General features: G+C 68.2%; 19 protein-coding genes. 6 read left to right on the forward strand and 13 right to left on the reverse strand.

All coding sequences use genetic code 11. The features are described 5' to 3' along the window. Positions 1 to 5: 5 nt before the first annotated feature. Positions 6 to 623, reverse strand: a complete 618-nt coding sequence (gene ctaE / locus ACWDSJ_RS29385; protein ID WP_387361577.1) for an aa3-type cytochrome oxidase subunit III — start codon at positions 621 to 623, stop codon at positions 6 to 8. Positions 624 to 979: 356 nt separating this feature from the next. Between ctaE and trpD the strand changes: the two genes are divergently transcribed. Beyond that, the gene (trpD, locus tag ACWDSJ_RS29390; protein ID WP_450035737.1) at positions 980 to 2,035 is read left to right on the forward strand and encodes an anthranilate phosphoribosyltransferase; all 1,056 of its coding nucleotides are present in this window, start codon (positions 980 to 982) and stop codon (positions 2,033 to 2,035) included. Between the two features lie 15 nt (positions 2,036 to 2,050). Here the strand turns inward: trpD and ACWDSJ_RS29395 are convergent, their stop codons facing one another. From ACWDSJ_RS29395 to cysD, 6 genes are all read right to left on the reverse strand, one after another. Further along, positions 2,051 to 2,503 (reverse strand): MaoC family dehydratase, encoded by a 453-nt coding sequence (locus ACWDSJ_RS29395; protein WP_450035739.1) that lies wholly within the window; start codon positions 2,501 to 2,503, stop codon positions 2,051 to 2,053. Positions 2,504 to 2,520: 17 nt separating this feature from the next. Continuing rightward, positions 2,521 to 3,657: a sulfotransferase family protein gene (locus ACWDSJ_RS29400; RefSeq protein WP_450035740.1), complete on the reverse strand. Its 1,137-nt coding sequence runs from the start codon at positions 3,655 to 3,657 to the stop codon at positions 2,521 to 2,523. A gap of 11 nt (positions 3,658 to 3,668) precedes the next feature. Then, entirely contained in the window at positions 3,669 to 4,448 is a 780-nt protein-coding gene (locus ACWDSJ_RS29405) for an SDR family oxidoreductase (protein ID WP_450035742.1), read from the reverse strand. A 74-nt stretch (positions 4,449 to 4,522) separates the two neighbouring features. Then, on the reverse strand, positions 4,523 to 5,710 hold the full coding sequence (locus ACWDSJ_RS29410; RefSeq protein ID WP_450035743.1) for a hypothetical protein: 1,188 nt from the start codon (positions 5,708 to 5,710) through the stop codon (positions 4,523 to 4,525). Between the two features lie 26 nt (positions 5,711 to 5,736). Further along, entirely contained in the window at positions 5,737 to 7,572 is a 1,836-nt protein-coding gene (gene cysC / locus ACWDSJ_RS29415; RefSeq protein WP_450035744.1) for an adenylyl-sulfate kinase, read from the reverse strand. Beyond that, complete coding sequence (cysD, locus tag ACWDSJ_RS29420) at positions 7,572 to 8,477, reverse strand: sulfate adenylyltransferase subunit CysD (protein ID WP_450035745.1); 906 nt, start codon at positions 8,475 to 8,477, stop codon at positions 7,572 to 7,574. Before cysD ends, cysC begins: the two co-directional genes overlap by 1 nt. Positions 8,478 to 8,527: 50 nt before the next feature. Here cysD and ACWDSJ_RS29425 point away from each other — a divergent pair, with 50 nt between their 5' ends. After that, positions 8,528 to 9,442, forward strand: coding sequence for an IclR family transcriptional regulator (locus ACWDSJ_RS29425; RefSeq protein WP_450035747.1), 915 nt, complete (start codon positions 8,528 to 8,530; stop codon positions 9,440 to 9,442). Positions 9,443 to 9,446: 4 nt separating this feature from the next. Here the strand turns inward: ACWDSJ_RS29425 and ACWDSJ_RS29430 are convergent, their stop codons facing one another. The 5 genes from ACWDSJ_RS29430 to ACWDSJ_RS29450 are packed head-to-tail and all read right to left on the reverse strand — an operon-like array spanning position 9,447 to position 12,180. Further along, the gene (locus tag ACWDSJ_RS29430) at positions 9,447 to 9,884 is read right to left on the reverse strand and encodes a hypothetical protein (RefSeq protein WP_450035748.1); all 438 of its coding nucleotides are present in this window, start codon (positions 9,882 to 9,884) and stop codon (positions 9,447 to 9,449) included. Continuing rightward, on the reverse strand, positions 9,881 to 10,150 hold the full coding sequence (locus ACWDSJ_RS29435; protein ID WP_450035749.1) for a hypothetical protein: 270 nt from the start codon (positions 10,148 to 10,150) through the stop codon (positions 9,881 to 9,883). The genes ACWDSJ_RS29430 and ACWDSJ_RS29435 overlap by 4 nt, the downstream gene beginning before the upstream one ends. A gap of 3 nt (positions 10,151 to 10,153) precedes the next feature. Further along, positions 10,154 to 11,566: a WXG100-like domain-containing protein gene (locus tag ACWDSJ_RS29440; protein WP_450035750.1), complete on the reverse strand. Its 1,413-nt coding sequence runs from the start codon at positions 11,564 to 11,566 to the stop codon at positions 10,154 to 10,156. Further along, the gene (locus ACWDSJ_RS29445; RefSeq protein WP_450035751.1) at positions 11,563 to 11,862 is read right to left on the reverse strand and encodes a WXG100 family type VII secretion target; all 300 of its coding nucleotides are present in this window, start codon (positions 11,860 to 11,862) and stop codon (positions 11,563 to 11,565) included. The genes ACWDSJ_RS29440 and ACWDSJ_RS29445 overlap by 4 nt, the downstream gene beginning before the upstream one ends. Before the next feature lie 3 nt (positions 11,863 to 11,865). Next, positions 11,866 to 12,180: a WXG100 family type VII secretion target gene (locus ACWDSJ_RS29450; RefSeq protein WP_450035752.1), complete on the reverse strand. Its 315-nt coding sequence runs from the start codon at positions 12,178 to 12,180 to the stop codon at positions 11,866 to 11,868. Positions 12,181 to 12,288: 108 nt separating this feature from the next. On the opposite strand from ACWDSJ_RS29450, the gene ACWDSJ_RS29455 reads away from it, so the two are divergent. The 3 genes from ACWDSJ_RS29455 to ACWDSJ_RS29465 are packed head-to-tail and all read left to right on the forward strand — an operon-like array spanning position 12,289 to position 13,962. Next, the gene (locus ACWDSJ_RS29455) at positions 12,289 to 12,741 is read left to right on the forward strand and encodes an ester cyclase (protein ID WP_450035753.1); all 453 of its coding nucleotides are present in this window, start codon (positions 12,289 to 12,291) and stop codon (positions 12,739 to 12,741) included. Between the two features lie 9 nt (positions 12,742 to 12,750). Further along, complete coding sequence (locus ACWDSJ_RS29460) at positions 12,751 to 13,245, forward strand: DUF3237 domain-containing protein (protein WP_450035754.1); 495 nt, start codon at positions 12,751 to 12,753, stop codon at positions 13,243 to 13,245. A gap of 45 nt (positions 13,246 to 13,290) precedes the next feature. Beyond that, positions 13,291 to 13,962, forward strand: coding sequence for a VOC family protein (locus tag ACWDSJ_RS29465; RefSeq protein ID WP_450035755.1), 672 nt, complete (start codon positions 13,291 to 13,293; stop codon positions 13,960 to 13,962). Between the two features lie 70 nt (positions 13,963 to 14,032). On the opposite strand, the gene ACWDSJ_RS29470 is transcribed toward ACWDSJ_RS29465, so the two are convergent. After that, positions 14,033 to 14,797: an SDR family oxidoreductase gene (locus tag ACWDSJ_RS29470; protein WP_450035756.1), complete on the reverse strand. Its 765-nt coding sequence runs from the start codon at positions 14,795 to 14,797 to the stop codon at positions 14,033 to 14,035. Between the two features lie 122 nt (positions 14,798 to 14,919). Between ACWDSJ_RS29470 and ACWDSJ_RS29475 the strand changes: the two genes are divergently transcribed. Next, positions 14,920 to 15,789 carry a CPBP family glutamic-type intramembrane protease gene (locus ACWDSJ_RS29475; RefSeq protein WP_450035757.1) on the forward strand — a complete coding sequence of 290 codons (870 nt, stop codon included), beginning with the start codon at positions 14,920 to 14,922 and terminating at the stop codon, positions 15,787 to 15,789. The last annotated feature ends 196 nt before the right edge of the window (positions 15,790 to 15,985 follow it).

The following is a 15,985-nucleotide window of genomic DNA, read 5'->3' on the forward strand; positions in this document are numbered from 1 at the left end:
CTGCTTCAGCGGACGAAGTAGATCGTGGCGAACAACCCGATCCAGACGATGTCGACGAAGTGCCAGTAGTAGGAGACGACGATGGCCGCGGTGGCCTGAGCCGGGGTGAACTTGCTGACCGTCGTCCGGACCAGCAGGAAGATGAAGGCGATCAGACCACCGATGACGTGCAGACCGTGGAAGCCGGTGGTGATGAAGAACACCGAGCCGTAGACGCTGCTCGAGATCGTGGTGCCCTCTTTGTAGAGGTTGTGGTATTCGAACCCCTGGCCGAGCACGAAGAACAGGCCCATCAGGAACGTGATGACGTACCAGCGCCGCAGCCCGAACACGTCGCCCTTCTCCGCCGCGAACACGCCCATCTGGCAGGTGAACGAGGACAGCACGAGCACCGTCGTGACCGGCACGGCGAGATACATGTTCAGCTCGGTCGGCTCCGGCGGCCACGGCCCGCCCGCGTGCGCCTGCGCGCGCGCGACGAAGTACATGGCGAACAGGCCGGCGAAGAACATCAGCTCGCTCGACAGCCAGATGATGGTTCCGACGCTGACCATGTTGGGCCGGTTCAGCGAATGCACACGCTGAGTAATGGCCGATCCTGGGGTCCCTACTGCGGTCGTCACGCCGGTAAGTATGACTCGTCGTAGTACGACAGGCGTAGCCGGGTGCGAAACTCGGCCGTCCGTGTCGGAAACCGCACGGCGAGACGGGGTCTCACCGGCCCATCGGCGTGTCCCCCGAACCCGCCGTTCGTCGCCCCTCCCCGCAGGGCCCGGGGTCGCCACCCGCCGCGAATCCGGCGGGGCGCCCGCCCTTTCCCGCGGGGCCCGCGGTCGCCACCCGCCGCGAATCCGGCGGCAGCGCCCGCCCTCCCCCGCAGGGCCCGCGGTCACCACCCGCCACGAATCCGGCGGCAGCGCGGTCGCATTGGGGCCGCGGCGGATGCGGCCGCTCGCCCCGCCACATTAGGCTGCTAGCCATGAGCGCGCGCAGCTGGCCCGAGATCCTCGGGGCCCTCACCGACGGGGTCGACCTGACGGCGGAGGAGGCCGCGTGGGCCATCGACGAGATCTTCTCCGACAATGCCGGCCCCGCGCAGATCGCCGCGTTCGGCGTGGCCATGAAGATGAAGGGCCCCACCGCGACCGAACTGTCCGGCCTGGCCCAGGGCATGCTCGGCCACGCGCGGCGGGTGACGCTGGACGCGAACGCGGTCGACATCGTCGGCACCGGCGGTGACCGTTCGGGCTCGGTCAACATCTCCACCATGTCCGCGATCGTGGTGGCCTCCGCCGGTGTCCCCGTGGTCAAGCACGGCAACCGCGCGGCCTCCTCCAAGAGCGGCGGCGCCGACGTGCTCGAGGCGCTCGGCGTGCGAATCGCGTTGGGCCCCAAAGCCGTCGAACAGTGCGTCACCGAGGTGGGGATCGGCTTCTGCTTCGCCCCGCTGTTCCATCCGGCGCTGCGTTTCGCCGCCGCCGCCCGCAAGGACATCGGCATCCCGACCGTGTTCAATGTGCTGGGCCCCCTGACCAATCCGGCCCAGCCCCGCGCGGGGCTGATCGGCTGCGCCTTCGCCGACCTGCTCCCCGTCATCGCCGGGGCGTTCGCCGAACGCGGCGTCAACGCCCTCGTCGTCCGCGGCAACGACGGCCTCGACGAGATCACCACCGCCGACACCACCGAGGCATGGGTCGTCACCGGCGGCCACCTCACCCACACCACCATCGACCCCACCCGCCTCGGCCTCGACCGCGTCTCCCCCGAGGCCCTGCGCGGCGGCGAGGCCGAAACCAACGCCGTCATCGCCCGCAACATGCTCGGCGGCGCCCCCGGCCCCGTCCGCGACGCCGTCCTGCTCAACTCCGCCGCCGCCATCACCGCCTGCGAACTCACCCCCGAAACCGCCGACAAGGACCTCCACGACGCCCTCGCCGAAAACCTCGGCCGCGTCGCCCGAGCCGTCGACAGCGGCGCGGCCTCGGCATTGCTGGACCGCTGGGTGCATCTGAGCAATCGGCTCGGGCCGGACTGAGCGACCGCGCGGCCGCTAGACGAGGTACCGCGCCACACTCTCCGACACACAGGCCGGTTTGTCCGCACCCTCGAGTTCGACCGTCACCGTCCGCACGGCCTGCACTCCGCCCGGGATGTCGGTGACCGAATCGAGGACCACCCGCGCCCGAATCCGCCCACCCACCGGAACCGGCGTGATGAACCGAACCTTGTTGAGCCCGTAGTTGATTCCCATCCTCACCCCGCCGACCGACGCCGCCTGCGCGCCCAGAGCGGCGGTCAGCGACAGCGTGAGGAACCCGTGGGCGATGGTCTTCCCGTACGGTCCCTCGGCCGCCCGGTCCGGATCGACGTGGATCCACTGGTGATCCCCTGTCGCCTCGGCGAAGGTGTCGATCCGCTCCTGGTCGATCGTCAGCCAGTCGCTGACCCCGATCTCGGTGCCCACGGCGCCGCGCAGCGCCTCGACGTCCGCGAAATGCGTCATGAGTCCCGAGGTTACGCTCACCCGGTCCGGAATCGCTCCCGTACTTGATCTTCGGTCAGGCCGTAGTCGGCCAGTGCGTAGGTGTGCACGGGTTTGCGGTCGCCGCTGCGGCTCTCCTCGTCGAGGGCGGTCATGGCCACGCGCGCCGCGTCGGTGAACTCGATGCCGAACGCGTTGTAGATGGCGGCGACGGTGCCCAGCGGATCCGCGCGCAGATCGGCGAAGTCGACGTCGAGGAACTGCGCCGGATCGTAACCGCGCCGCGCGGCGGTGAACTCCCGCAACCCGCGCGACCACAGTTCCAGCTGGGTCTCCCCGATCACCTTGCCGGAGAACGTATTCGACCACCCGCGCGTCGCGTGCTCGGACAGGCTGCACGCCGAGGCCAGCACGGTCTCCGGCGCGCGATGGGTCTGGATGACCAGTGCGTCGGGATACACGGCCATGAGCGCGTCGAGCGCGAACAGGTGGCTCGGATTCTTCAGCACCCAGCGCCGCTCGTCCCCGAGCCCGATGAGTTGCAGGTTCTTGCGATGCCGGGCGTAGGCGTCGGTCCAGTCCTGCCGCCGCAGCCACTCCGAATACGTGGGTAGATAGGCCAGCGTCTCATAGGACACCGATTTCACCGTCTGCCGCAGCAGCTGCCAGCACTCCTCCACCTCGGCCGCGTTCATGAAGTGCAACCCCATGAACTCCGGATTCTCGATGTGGTGCTGCGCGAAGCCCGCGTCGATCTGCCGGTAGATCGGATTGTCGGCCCACGTCTCGCGCGGTGGCCGCGGCTGCGGGAACTCGGTCAGCCACATCTCCAGCGCCTGATGCCGCGGATCGGCGGCGAGCAGCCGGTGCAGCGCGGTGGTGCCGGTGCGCGGCAACCCGGTCACGAAGATGGGCCGGGCGATCGCGGTGTCGGCGTAGCCCGGATTCGCCTGCCACGCCGCCTCGCTCAGCGCCCGGGCCACCAGCGCGCCGCGCAGGAAGTAGCGGTTCATCTTCGAGCCCAGTTCGGTGAGGTCGGCGTCGCGGCGATACGACTCGAGCAGCACCTCGAGCGCCTCGAGATAGTCGTCGGCCCCGAAATCGGTGAGCCCGCAGACTTTGGTCGCCGAGGCGTGCAGATCCTCGACGGTCCCCACATCGGTACGTACGGTCATGTCCCTGATTCCTATGCGTGGTATTCGCCGCAGTTCACATCGAGCGTCTGCCCGGAGATGGCGCTGGACCAGTCCGAGGCGAGAAACACCACGGCGCGGGCGATTTCGTCGGGTTCGGGCAGGCGTTTGAGATCCGACCGGGCCGCGGTCTGCTCGTAGACCTGCTCCACGGTGATCCCGTACTTCTCCGCCACCTGGCCGAAGTACCACTTCAGCTGATCGCTCCAGATGTAGCCCGGCGCGACCGTATTCACCCGAATCCCCTTGGGCCCCAGCTCTTTCGCGAGCGTCTGCGACATGGCGAGCAGCGCCGCCTTGGACAGTTTGTAACTGCCGTAGCGCGGCTCGGAGTGCCGGATGGCGGCCGAATTGATCATCACCACAGCACCTCCGGCCTTGGCGAGCTCATCGGTGAACGCCTTGGTCATCCGCAGCCCACCCAACACCGTCAGCTCCAGACTGTCTCGGATCTGCTGAAAGTCGGTGCGCTCCAACGACTTCATCGACGGCACCGCGAACGCGTTGTTCACCAGCGCGTCCACCCGCCCGAACGTCTCGACCGCGCGCGCCACCAGATTCGCCACCGCCGCGTCGTCGGTGATATCGGTCGGCACGCACAGCGCCTGCCCCCCGGCCCCCTCGATCTCGCCCGCGACCTCCCGCAGTCGCGATTCGGTCCGCGCGGCCAGCACCACCTTGGCCCCCGCCGCCGCGGCCTCGGTGCAGATCGAGCGCCCCAACCCCGGCCCCACACCGCTCACGACGACCACTTTGTCGGCGAGGAGACTCATGCCGTGTCCCTTCTCGGCACGAGCTCCGGGCCCTCCGTGGTCACGCTCCGCTGCCGCCTCTGGGCCCTGACCGCTCATGCCAACATCCTTTCCGCGAAACCCCGCTGACGCTCGGCAATCCTTGCCCGCCAGCCGTTCTCATCGATCCGATTGCTCTCGTGGTACGGCAGGTGCGCCGCCACCTCGTCGACCGGCACCACGGTCACCGTCGGCCCCTCGGCCGCCGTGACCGGCCGCGCGACCCGCTGCCAACGGAACTGGAGAATCCCGCGCCGCCGCCCCGTCGTCTCGATCCAATTGGTGATCCCCGGATTTCGCGCCGACACCACCATCCGAATGACCCCGTCCGGATCCACCTGCGCCTGCGCGCTGTTGAGGCTGGTCTGATGATTGACGTAGTCCAGCGAGATGTACCAGCGGCTGCCCAGCTGGAAACCCTGATAGGGCGCATCGGATTTCGGCACCGCGATCACCAGCGCCTGATCTGGCTCCAGCTCGAAATGCCCCACCGACGAGTACTGCGTGCTCAGCCCGCCCGGCGTGAGCCGCGGCTCGGTCAGCGTATTGACCGGCAGATCCAGATAGAACCACTTCGGGAAGTTGAACCAGGTGTGGATGCGCTGCACCAGCATTCGCCCCGCCGCCCGGTACCGCTTGCGCAGCTGCTCGACGCCGGGCTCGGCGGGCGCGGTGCCGATCGTATCGGTCCGCTCGATCCGGATCGTGCCCTTGCGCTCGGTGTTCCAGTCCCCGTACACCTCCCGTACCGCGAGCATCGACGCGCCCTCGCCGAGCACGAAGTAGTCCGGCTCCGGATTCGCCTTCGGCGGCCCGAACCGCAGCCGGTAGTTCCCCTCGGCGTCGACGCGCAACCGCCGATCGTCGAAGGCGTCGTCGCCGTTGGGCACGTCGGTGGCGGTGTAATCGCCCTTCAACACCTGGAAACTCAGATCCACCGTGCTGCCCCGCGTCCCGGTGACCACGTACTCCGCGGTCGGCTCGACATTCGCGTGGTAGTAGAGCGTGTCCGGATTGTCCAGCCCCATCTTCGCGTACGGCCCGGTCGAGCTGACGAAGTACGGGTGGCCGGCGCCGTGCGCGCGGGACAGGTTCAGTACGGCCGCGATACTGCCCGACAGATAGTCGTACCCCTCGGCCAGATCGTGCTCGTCGTGAATGAAATCCGCTGCGGCGATGAGCTTTTCGGCCTCGGCGACGGCGGCCAGGAACGGTTCGGTCAGCGGCTGTTCCGATATCTCCATTGATCTCCCACTTCGTTGTGCGCGAGCTACAGTCCCAGATCCCGGCGCAGGCGCGCGGCGATCTCGGCGGGCGTCCCGTCGGCGGTGCCGATCACCACATCCGGATGTTCGGGCCGCTCGTAGGGCGAGTCGATGCCGGTGAACTGCGGCAGTCGCCCCGCCCGGGCGCGGGCGTAGAGCCCCTTCGGGTCGCGGCGCTCGCACACCTCGAGCGGGGTGTCCACGAACACCTCGTGGAACGGCAGCCCGCGCCCGTCGTGCACCGTGCGCGCCTGCTCCCGCTGCGCGGCGAACGGGCTGATGAGCGACACGATCGCCACCACCCCGGCGTCGGCGAACAGCGCGGCCACCTCGGCCACCCGGCGAATGTTCTCGCGCCGGTCGTCGTCGCCGAAGCCCAGATCCGCGTTCAGCCCGTGCCGCAGATTGTCCCCGTCCAGCAGATACGCCGGCCGCCCCGCGGCCACCAGCTGACGCTCCAATTCGACTGCGACCGTGGACTTTCCGGATCCGGACAACCCCGTCAGCCACACCGTCGCACCCCGATGCGGCCGCCCGGTCCGCTCCACCGACGAGCTGTGCCAGACGACCTCGCTCGCCCCGGTCCGCGCACCGGTGTCGCGGGCCAGGATCATGCCCGCGGCCACTGTCTGATGGGTGGCGTCGTCGACGAGAATGAAGCTCCCGGTGCGGCGATTGTCCCGGTACGGGTCGAACATCAGCGGGGTACGGGAACGCAACGACAACCGCGCGATGTCGTTGAGCGCCAGGCTCTCCGCGCCGACCTCGCGATGCAGCGTGTTCACGTCGAGGCGGTAGTCCAGCTCGGTGACGCGCACGGCGCTGGTCTGCGCGGCGGTGCGGATGGTGTACTCCGCCCCGGGCCGCAGCACGGCGTCGTCGGCGAACCAGCACACCATCGCGTCCAGATCGCGATCCAGATGCGGCCGATTCCCCGGGCGCGCCAACATGTCTCCGCGCCCGACGTCGAGCTCCTCGTCGAGGGTCAGCGAGACCGACATCCCGGTGAACGCCTCGTCCACCTTCGTCCCGCCCGGCCCCCACACCCGGCGCACCCGCGTCGAGCGCCCGGACGGCAGCACCACCACCTCGTCGCCCGGTTTGAAGATGCCGCCCGCCACGGTCCCCGCGTAGGCGCGGTGCCCGTCGGCGCGTATCACGTACTGCACGGGCAGCCGGGCGTCGATGAGATTGCGGTCCGACGCGATGTGCACGTCCTCGAGATGACGCAGCAGCGGCGGCCCCGCGAACCACGTCATCCGCTCCGACGGCTCGACGACATTGTCGCCCAGCAGCGCCGACACCGGCACGAAGCTCAGATCGCCGACCGTCAGTTTGGCCGCGAAATCCGCGAATTCCGTGCGGATCTCGTCGAAGCGTTCGCGCGACCACCCGACCAGATCCATCTTGTTCACGCACACCACCATGTGCGGCACCCCCAGCAGCGCGGCCAGGAAGGCGTGCCGCCGGGTCTGCTCGATCACGCCCTTGCGCGCGTCGACCAGGATCAGCGCGAGATCCGCGGTGGACGCGCCGGTGACCATGTTGCGGGTGTACTGCACGTGCCCGGGAGTGTCGGCGATGACGAACTTGCGCCGCGGCGTGCTGAAGTATCGGTAGGCCACGTCGATGGTGATGCCCTGTTCGCGCTCGGCCCGCAGCCCGTCGGTCACCAGCGCGAGATCCGTTGCGGCGTCGCCCCTTTGGGTGCTGAACCGCTCGATGGCGGCGAGCTGATCGGTGAACAGGTTCTTCGAGTCGTAGAGCAGCCGCCCGATGAGGGTGGACTTGCCGTCGTCCACGCTCCCGGCGGTCGCGAGTCGAAGTAGGTTGCGGCTCATCAGAAGTAGCCCTCCCGCTTGCGGTCCTCCATGCCGGACTCGGAGATCCGGTCGTCGGCGCGGGTCGCCCCGCGTTCGGTCAGCCGGGTGACCGCGGTCTCGGCGATCACCGCCACCGGATCGGCGGCCTCGCTCTCCACGCAGCCGGTGCAGGTGGCGTCGCCGACGGTGCGGAAGCGCACGGTCGTCTCGAACACCTCCTCGTCCGGGCGGGGCGTCACGAAACGGTTGGCGGCCAACAACATTCCGTCGCGACGCACCACCTCGCGACGATGCGCGTAGTACAGCGACGGCAGCTCCACGGCCTCGCGATCGATGTACTCCCAGATGTCGAGTTCGGTCCAGTTCGACAGCGGGAAGACCCGGATGTGCTCGCCCGCGCGGTGCCGCCCGTTGTAGAGATTCCAGATCTCCGGCCGCTGCGCCCGCGGCTCCCACGCTCCGAACTCGTCGCGGAAGCTGAACACCCGTTCCTTGGCGCGGGCCTTCTCCTCGTCCCGGCGCGCCCCGCCGAAGACCGCGTCGAACCTGTTCTCGTTGATCGCCCGCAACAGCGTGGTCGTCTGCAACCGATTGCGGGTCTCGCCCGGCCGCTCGACCACCCGGCCCGCATCGATGTCGTCCTGCACCGAGCCCACCAGCAGCCGCGCGTTCAGCCGCGCCGCGGTCCGATCCCGGAACTCGATCACCTCGTCGAAGTTGTGCCCGGTGTCGATGTGCAGCAAGGGAAACGGCAACGGCGCGGGCCAGAAGGCCTTGCGCGCCAACTCCAGCATCACCGCCGAATCCTTGCCCCCGGAGAACAGCAGCACCGGCCGCTCGAACGTCGCCGCCACCTCTCGGAAGATGTGGACCGACTCGGCCTCCAACGCCCCCAGATGCGAGAGCTCATATCCCGTCCGCACAGCCCTCTCCCACTTGCACTGTCGAATATTCGACGATATCGTTCGATATTGTGACACCGACGATAGGCCGCGCCAGCCACGCCGGTCAAGAACCTGTTCCAGAAAAGGACCCCGCGGCGGCGTCCCCGCCCACCCATCGCGTCGTCCGGGTGATCGAACTACTGGCCCGTCGCCCCACCGAGCACCTGTCGCTGGCCCGTATCGTCCGCGACACCGGCATGTCCCGCGCCACCGCCCACGCCGTGCTCACCCAGCTCACCGCCGACGGCTGGACCGCCCGCGACCCCGCCGGCAACTACACCCTCAGCCTCGGCCTGGTCACCCTCGCCCGCCGCGCCGAATCCGCCTTCCCCCTCCGCCGCCTCGCCCAGGACCCCCTGCGCGAACTCGTTGCGCGCCTTGATGTTCCGGTCTTCCTCGCCGAACGAGACAACGACACCATCCTCATCACCGAGGTCCTCGGCACCCCCTCGGTCCCCTGGATCCGCCCCGGCCGCCGCCTCCCCCTCGCCCCACCCGTGGCCCGCGAATTCGCCGCCTGGGCCCCCGCCGCCACCCGCGAATCCTGGCTCGCCTCATCCGACCCCGCCCACCGCGACCGCCTCCGCGCGGTCCTCACCGCCGTCCGCACCCGCGGCTACTCCGTGGAACGCCTCGCCGACGAATCCGCCCCCATGCTCGAAGCCCTAGCGACCCTCCGCACTTCCCCCGTAACCGACCCCCTCCGCAACCGCCTCAACGCCATGATCGCGGACCTCATCTCGATCGATTACCTCCCCGACGAACTGGGCCCGCAAAACGCGGTAGTCACAGTAGCCGCCCCCATCTTCCTCACCCCGGAAACAGTCTCGGCCACGGTAGTAGCCTGCCCGGACCGCCTCCTGTCGGCCGAGGAGTTACAGAAAATGGGCGAGGCCGTCCGAGAAACAGCCGCCCACATCACGAAATCCGCACTCCCCCAATAGTTCCCTACTCCAGCCACCCACTCCGATTCCGCCACCGAAAGTACTCGTCATCGGCGGCTTGAATCTCCTCCTCGGTCAGCGCGCGCCGGGGTCGACCGCCCTTTGCCGGTTCCCGCCGCCCGATCAGTTCCCGCAACGGCCCGCGCAGACGGGGATCAGCACGCTCCACGACCTGCTCCACCCGGCTCTTCGCATCGGCACGCGCCCGACGATGGCAGTCGCGAATCACGTCCGCGAGTTGCGCACTGTGCCAGCGCATCACCCCGGGCGGGAGCCGCATGTCGGTGATGTCCCCGGTGGCGTCGACCTCGACGAGAACTCCGCGAACCTCGGCGCGGCCCCGCACGGCGCCGAGCACTTCCCGAAAGCCCTCACCACGCTGTTCGATCTCGGCGAGTTCCCGCCGCAGAATCCGCTCCCATTCGCGAAAGTCGACAGTCACGACATGCCCTGATCCGGATCAGTGGAGTAGATGACGTCACCCGGCTCCACCCAGGCGGAGACTTCGCCGGAGAACACCAACGAGAACTTCCCCGCCGCGGGACGATGAAGGTCGAGCGCCTCCAAAGTTCCCCGATGGACCGTCCCGTCCTTCTTGCGCAGCTCCACGTGCTCACCGACCGCGAAGTCACCGACCGCCCGTCCCACGACGAACGGCGTCGGCCGGAAACTCACTGGAAAGATCTCTTCGACATGGAATTCACTCACGGCCTATTCACCCTTCCCGGAAACGAAACGCTGCCAGAATTCCTCGTCGGCCCGATAGGCCTCGCTCTCCAACTCATCGGCCACAGCCGAGCCGATCCGCCCCTGGGCGTACTGTTCGATATGCACCCGTTCGTGGACGAGATTCCGCAACAGCGCCTCTTCGTCGGCAAATGCACTGGGAGCCAAGGCGATATGGCCGGGCCCGGTGCTCGCGCTGGCACCCATCATATCGTAGTACCGAATATCCTCCGCTGAATTCGCCACATCCACCCGCACACCCCGTAGATCGATCCCGGCCCGGCGCGCATATTCCTGAATGGTCTCCTGAGTCATGGGTAGATGATCTCCGCTCTCCATGATCTCTCGGTTGCTGCGTGCCCCCATTCGAGAGAACAGTCGCCCATCTGCCGAAACGGCCTCGCGCCGCGCAAACGGAGTCAGCCTTATCCTGGCAGCCTCGACCCAGTTGCGAACCTTGTCGAACAGCGGTCCGAGCCGTTCCACGAGCGGCTTGACGGCAGTGGCGACGAGGCGCGCCACTCGCGCGGCGAGTTCCCCGATAATCGTCGCGACCCGCCGCGCGCGTATCGCGATTCGCCCCGCCATGGCGGCGTTTCCCACCCATTCCGACAAGGTCACCGTGAATGGCGTGAGAACAGCAAAAGCTACCTCCCCCGCAGCTGTTTCGAGGACGAGCCCCTTCAGCTCTTCGAGTATCTTGTGGTGCGCCTCGTCCAGGTAGTGCGCGTACTCACCGCACGCGTCACCGAGCACCTGACAGACATCGGCCAGTGCCAGCAGATCGGCCTGCCGGTCCGTGCACGTCCGCACGCTGACGTCGATCTCGGGAGACTGCTGGTTTCGAAGCAGTTCCACCGCTTGGGGAGCTTGCATGGCGACGGTCCGGAAATCCCGAGACGCGGTCTGCCAAGCCACTTTCGCGGCTTCGAGTTTGTCCTGATGCCCGTTGGGCCAGGCCCACCCGACCGCGTTCTCGATGATCGACCATCCGAACGGCTCGGGAATACCGTTCCCGGCTGCCGAGGCCGCCGTGTCCGGTAGACACGGATCCGGCGACAGCGCCGGAGGCGGCGGTAGTTCCGTTCCTCGAGGATTGGAGGCCGCCTCGGCGACCTGATGATTATGGGCTCCGACCACGATCAGATCCCGCACCTGCCCACACGCCGTAGCCAGCTTCGACGACGCCGAGACCGCCAACTGCGCCGCCTGATCGTAGGAACTCGCCCACTCCCGCCCCACGCTGTCACTCCCCGCCATCCCCGCGTTCGCCGCCAGAACCGCCACCAACGGAGAATGCGTCGCGATGGCATCGCTCGCCATCTGCCCGAAAACCTCACCGGCGGAGTGGTATTCGCCCGCACGGCAGACGATCAACGGCACCGTCGGCGAGGTCATTGGGGCCACATCCGCGTGTTGGTGTCGACGGCGGCGGAGTAGTTGGCGTGCGCCCGGCGCGCCACCTCGCGCAGTTCGTCGAGGTTCTGCCGCATTTCGGCCGCTCCCGCCAACCACTTGGCGTGCGCCTCGCGCTGCACGTCGGCGGCCCGACTCGACCACGAGAGATGGAGATCGGCGATGTGCTGATCGACCTCCCGAAGCCAGCCGTCGACCTCCGTACCGAATTTGCCCATGGCCGCGATCGCGTCATCGAGCTGTTGCAGGTCCACACGAAAGCTGAAGTCGTCCAACATGTTTCATCCCCGGCCTTGGGTTCCGGTGATCGAATCACGTCCGGCATTGTCCTGCATCTCGTACCGGTTGGCGGCATCGGCCAAACCGGACGCCGACGACTCCAGGGCGGCGACGATCTCGTCCGCCCCGCGCTTCCATTCGATCCACGATTCGTCGTAGACCGAGGCGGCCTTGCCCTGCCATCCGTCGGCCAGCAGTTCCCGACCCACCGTGCGATCGAGCTCTTGCACCCGAGTCTTGATGGTCTGCGCCTTCTCGGCGATGAATCGGGCCGCCGCACGTAGTCGCGCGGGGTCCACCTGAAGTCCGTCGACCATCCACCCCTCCTCACGTCGAGCCCCTCTACGCACTATAAGACGCGCCGGCCCTCCTCTCGGCTCCCCGAAGTCTTGCCTTTACATACGCCCGTACGTATTCTTCCCTCCATGCCCTCCCCCCGCTTCGCCCTCGCCCAAGCCCTCGCCGAAGCCAAGAGCCGCCAAGACATCCCCGCCGCCCTCACCCTCCTCCACCCCGAATTCACCTTGCACACACCACCTTTCGGCACCACCACCCACGGCCGCGCCGCCACCGAGAAGACCCTGGCATCCTTCTTCACCACTTTCCCCGACTATGAGGTCACCCTCGACTCCCACGCCGACAACGGCCACACCCTCGTCTGCTGGGGAACCGCCCGAATGACCATGAGCACAACACGTTTCGGCGTCACTCCCAACGGCCGCCGCGCCGAACTCCCCGTCTTCATCCGGTTCACCTTCGCCGACGACCTGATTGCCGAGGAAGTGTTCTTCTTCGATCTCTCTACCCTCTGCGCCCAGTCGGGCGTCTCGACAAATGCCGTGCGGCACAAGCTGTTCGGCGAACCCGCCCTCGTCTGAGAAGGATCGATGACCCCCGACACCCGCGTCCGCGCCGTCCCCCCGATCACCACCACCCCCTTGTTCGACATCACCGTCGACCTCGAACCCCCCTTGAAATTCGGCCCCGGCCCCCTCGGCCGCCGCACCCTCTACCCCGCCTCGCGCGGCACCTTCCACGGCCCCCGCCTGCGCGGCGAGGTCCTCCCCGGCGGCGGCGACTGGGCCCTCTACCGCGCCGACGGCACCATGTCGCTCGACGTCCGCCTGACCCTCCGCACCGACGACGACCACCTCATCCACATGACCTACGGCGGCCGCTGGGTGATCCCCCCGGACGTCCGCGCCGACCTCGCCGACACCGCAACCCGCCACCACATCGACCCGGCCCGCTACTACTTCCGCACCACGCCCCTCTTCGAGACCGGATCACCGAAGTACGGCTGGCTCAACGACATCGTCTGCGTCGGCTCGGGTTATCTGATCGAGAACGGCATCGCCTACCACGTGGCGCAGTTGACCTGAACCGCACTCGAGGTTCTACCGTCGGACGCGACGAACGGAGGACCCATGCACATTCGCGAAGTGACCATCACCGCAACGGATCTCGACGAGAATCTCACCTTCTACCGCGACGTCCTGAACCTACCCGTCGACACCACCCCCTCCGGGCTCCGCATCACCATCGGCACGAGCCGTCTGGTGATCACCCAGGGCCCGGAGTTCGACGGTGTACACCACCTCGCCTTCGACATCCCCCCGCAAGGTCTCGACCTCGCCTACACCTGGCTCCGCGACCGCCTCGACCCCATTCGGGTCAACGGCGAGGAGATCGTCGACGGCCCGCCCGGCTGGTCCTCCCGCTCGATCTACTTCCGCGGCCCCGACGACATCGTCCTGGAATACATTGCCCGCCAAGCACACTCGCACGAACGCGGCGCGGACGGCCGCACCCCCCGCCTCCTGTCCATCAGCGAGATCGGCATCGGCGTCGCCGACCTCCCCGCGGCGGTGGCGACCCTGGACGAAACCTTCGCCCTCCCCCATTTCCCGCCCCAACTACCGACGTTCGCACCCCTGGGCGACCACGACGGCCTCCTCATCCTGGCCGACACCGACCGCATCTGGTTCGCCACCGAATCCGACCACCCCGCCCGGGGCCCGATCAACGCGATCCTGGATATCGACGGCCGCCACACCAGACTCGCTCTCGACCCCCGAACCGAACTCGTAGCCGCGTAGCGCGAAGGACTCCCTCCACCCACACGGGGTGAACGGACTCGAGGTCGTCCCCCGGGGACGACCTCGATCACTACCTCCGCCCGTACGGCACCCCCGCGTCGGACGCCACAAACTCCTCCCACGTCCGCACCCCGTCCCGCTGCTCCGGACACAAGTCGTACCCCGCCCGTAGTCCGCGAGCCACCCGCCCCCACAACGGAATTCGCACCACTCGCCGCGGCTTGCCCCGACGCGCGCGCCACACCTCGGTCATCTCACCGAACGTCAGCACCTCCGGTCCGCCCATGTCCGGCGCCCGTCCCAGCGGGTCACCGGCGACCAGATCCGCGATCCGCAGTGCCACGTCCTCGGTGGCGACGGGCTGGAAGCGGAAGTCCAGGGGCAGCGGCGCTATCGGCAGCCGTTCCGCCGCGCGCAGCCCGGCGGCGATCAGGTCGTGGAACTGCGTTGCGCGCAGGATCGTATGCGGCACAAGACTTCCCGTGATCAGGTTCTCACAGGCGAGCTTGTTGCGGTAGTAGCGCATGGGGATGCGGTCGATGCCGACGATCGAGACGTACAGCAGGTGCCGGACCGTACCGGAGGCCGCCAGGAGGTTGCGGGTCTGGGCCACATCGGGTTTGCCGACCCGGCGGGTGTCGGAGGCGGCGTGCACGATCAGCTCCGCGCCGTCGACGGCCGCCCGCACCCCCTCGCCGGTGGTCAGGTCCCCCACATGGGTTCCGGCCCCCTCGCGCCGCGACAGCACCCGCACCTCGTGCCCCTGTACCCGCAGCCGCTCGACAATCCGCTTACCGAGGGCGCCGGTGCCCCCGGTCACGAGAACCGTGCTCATACCGTGAGCTAACCGCCCACCGCCCGCGATCACAAGCGACTGATCCGCATGTCACAGTTCGTGCCCGGGACACGACCCGAATCGCCCTGGTAGAAAGGGAGCTTTCGACCGAGGGGGAATCGATGACCATTTCGCGCCGCGACTTCGCGGTCTTCGCAGCGGTGGCCTACGGGACGGCGTGGATCGTCGCCGCGGGCCCGTGGCTCGACGGGCAGGGCCTGACCTCGCCTTGGCTGCCCCCGGGCGCCGCCGTCATGATGCTCGCCCCCACTATCGCCACCCTGGTCGTCTGGCGACTACGCCGAATTCCGCTGCGGGACTTCGTCTCCGGCGTCGGACTCGACCTCGGCCACCGCCCGCGGCGCACCCTGCTGACCGTCCTCGTCGTCTGGCTGACGATGCCCCTGTTCCCCCTCGTCCGCTTCCTCGTCGATACCGGATTCGGCTGGCTCGACCTGGGCGCCCGCTACAGCGCCGAGACCACCTGCGCGATGCTCGTCATGGGCGTGTTCGTGAGCGTGCTGCAAATGGTCCCGCTCGCCCTGGGCGAGGAGATCGGTTGGCGCGGTTGGCTACTGCCGCGCCTGACCGACCGCCTCGGCGTCCCGATCGCGCTGATCACCACCGGAGTGGTCTGGGGGCTGTGGCACGCCCCCCTGACCCTGCTCGGCTACGGCTTCACCGACCTCGGCGCCTGGGCGGCCCTCGCCTACATCCCCTTCTGCGCCATCTTCGGCACGCTACTGGGCTGGTTACGTCTGTGGACCGGCAGTGTCTGGCCATCCACGGTCGCCCACGCGGCCAACAACACCATCGCGTCCGTCCTGGCAACCCTTTTCGTCGCCGACATCCACCAAACCCGCACCCTCCTACTCATCCTCCCGGACCTCACCCTCACCACCATCCTCGGCACAACCCTGTTCCTCACAACCCCCATCCCCCGCCCCATCACCACCAAGCCCCACCCCACCGAACAACCCACCCCCGCCTGACCCGACCGTCGCCCTTTCCCGCCACCCGCACTCCCTCACCGCGGCCGCCGGGCTTCGCCCCTTCACGGCACCCGTACCCACCCACCACAGCCGTCGGATTCACGCCTTCATGTCACCCGTACCCACTCACCGGCCCCGCCGGATTCGCGCTTTCACGACACCCGTTTCCACTCACCACCCCGCCGGGCTCGCCCTT

Source organism: Nocardia sp. NPDC003482 (assembly GCF_053588115.1).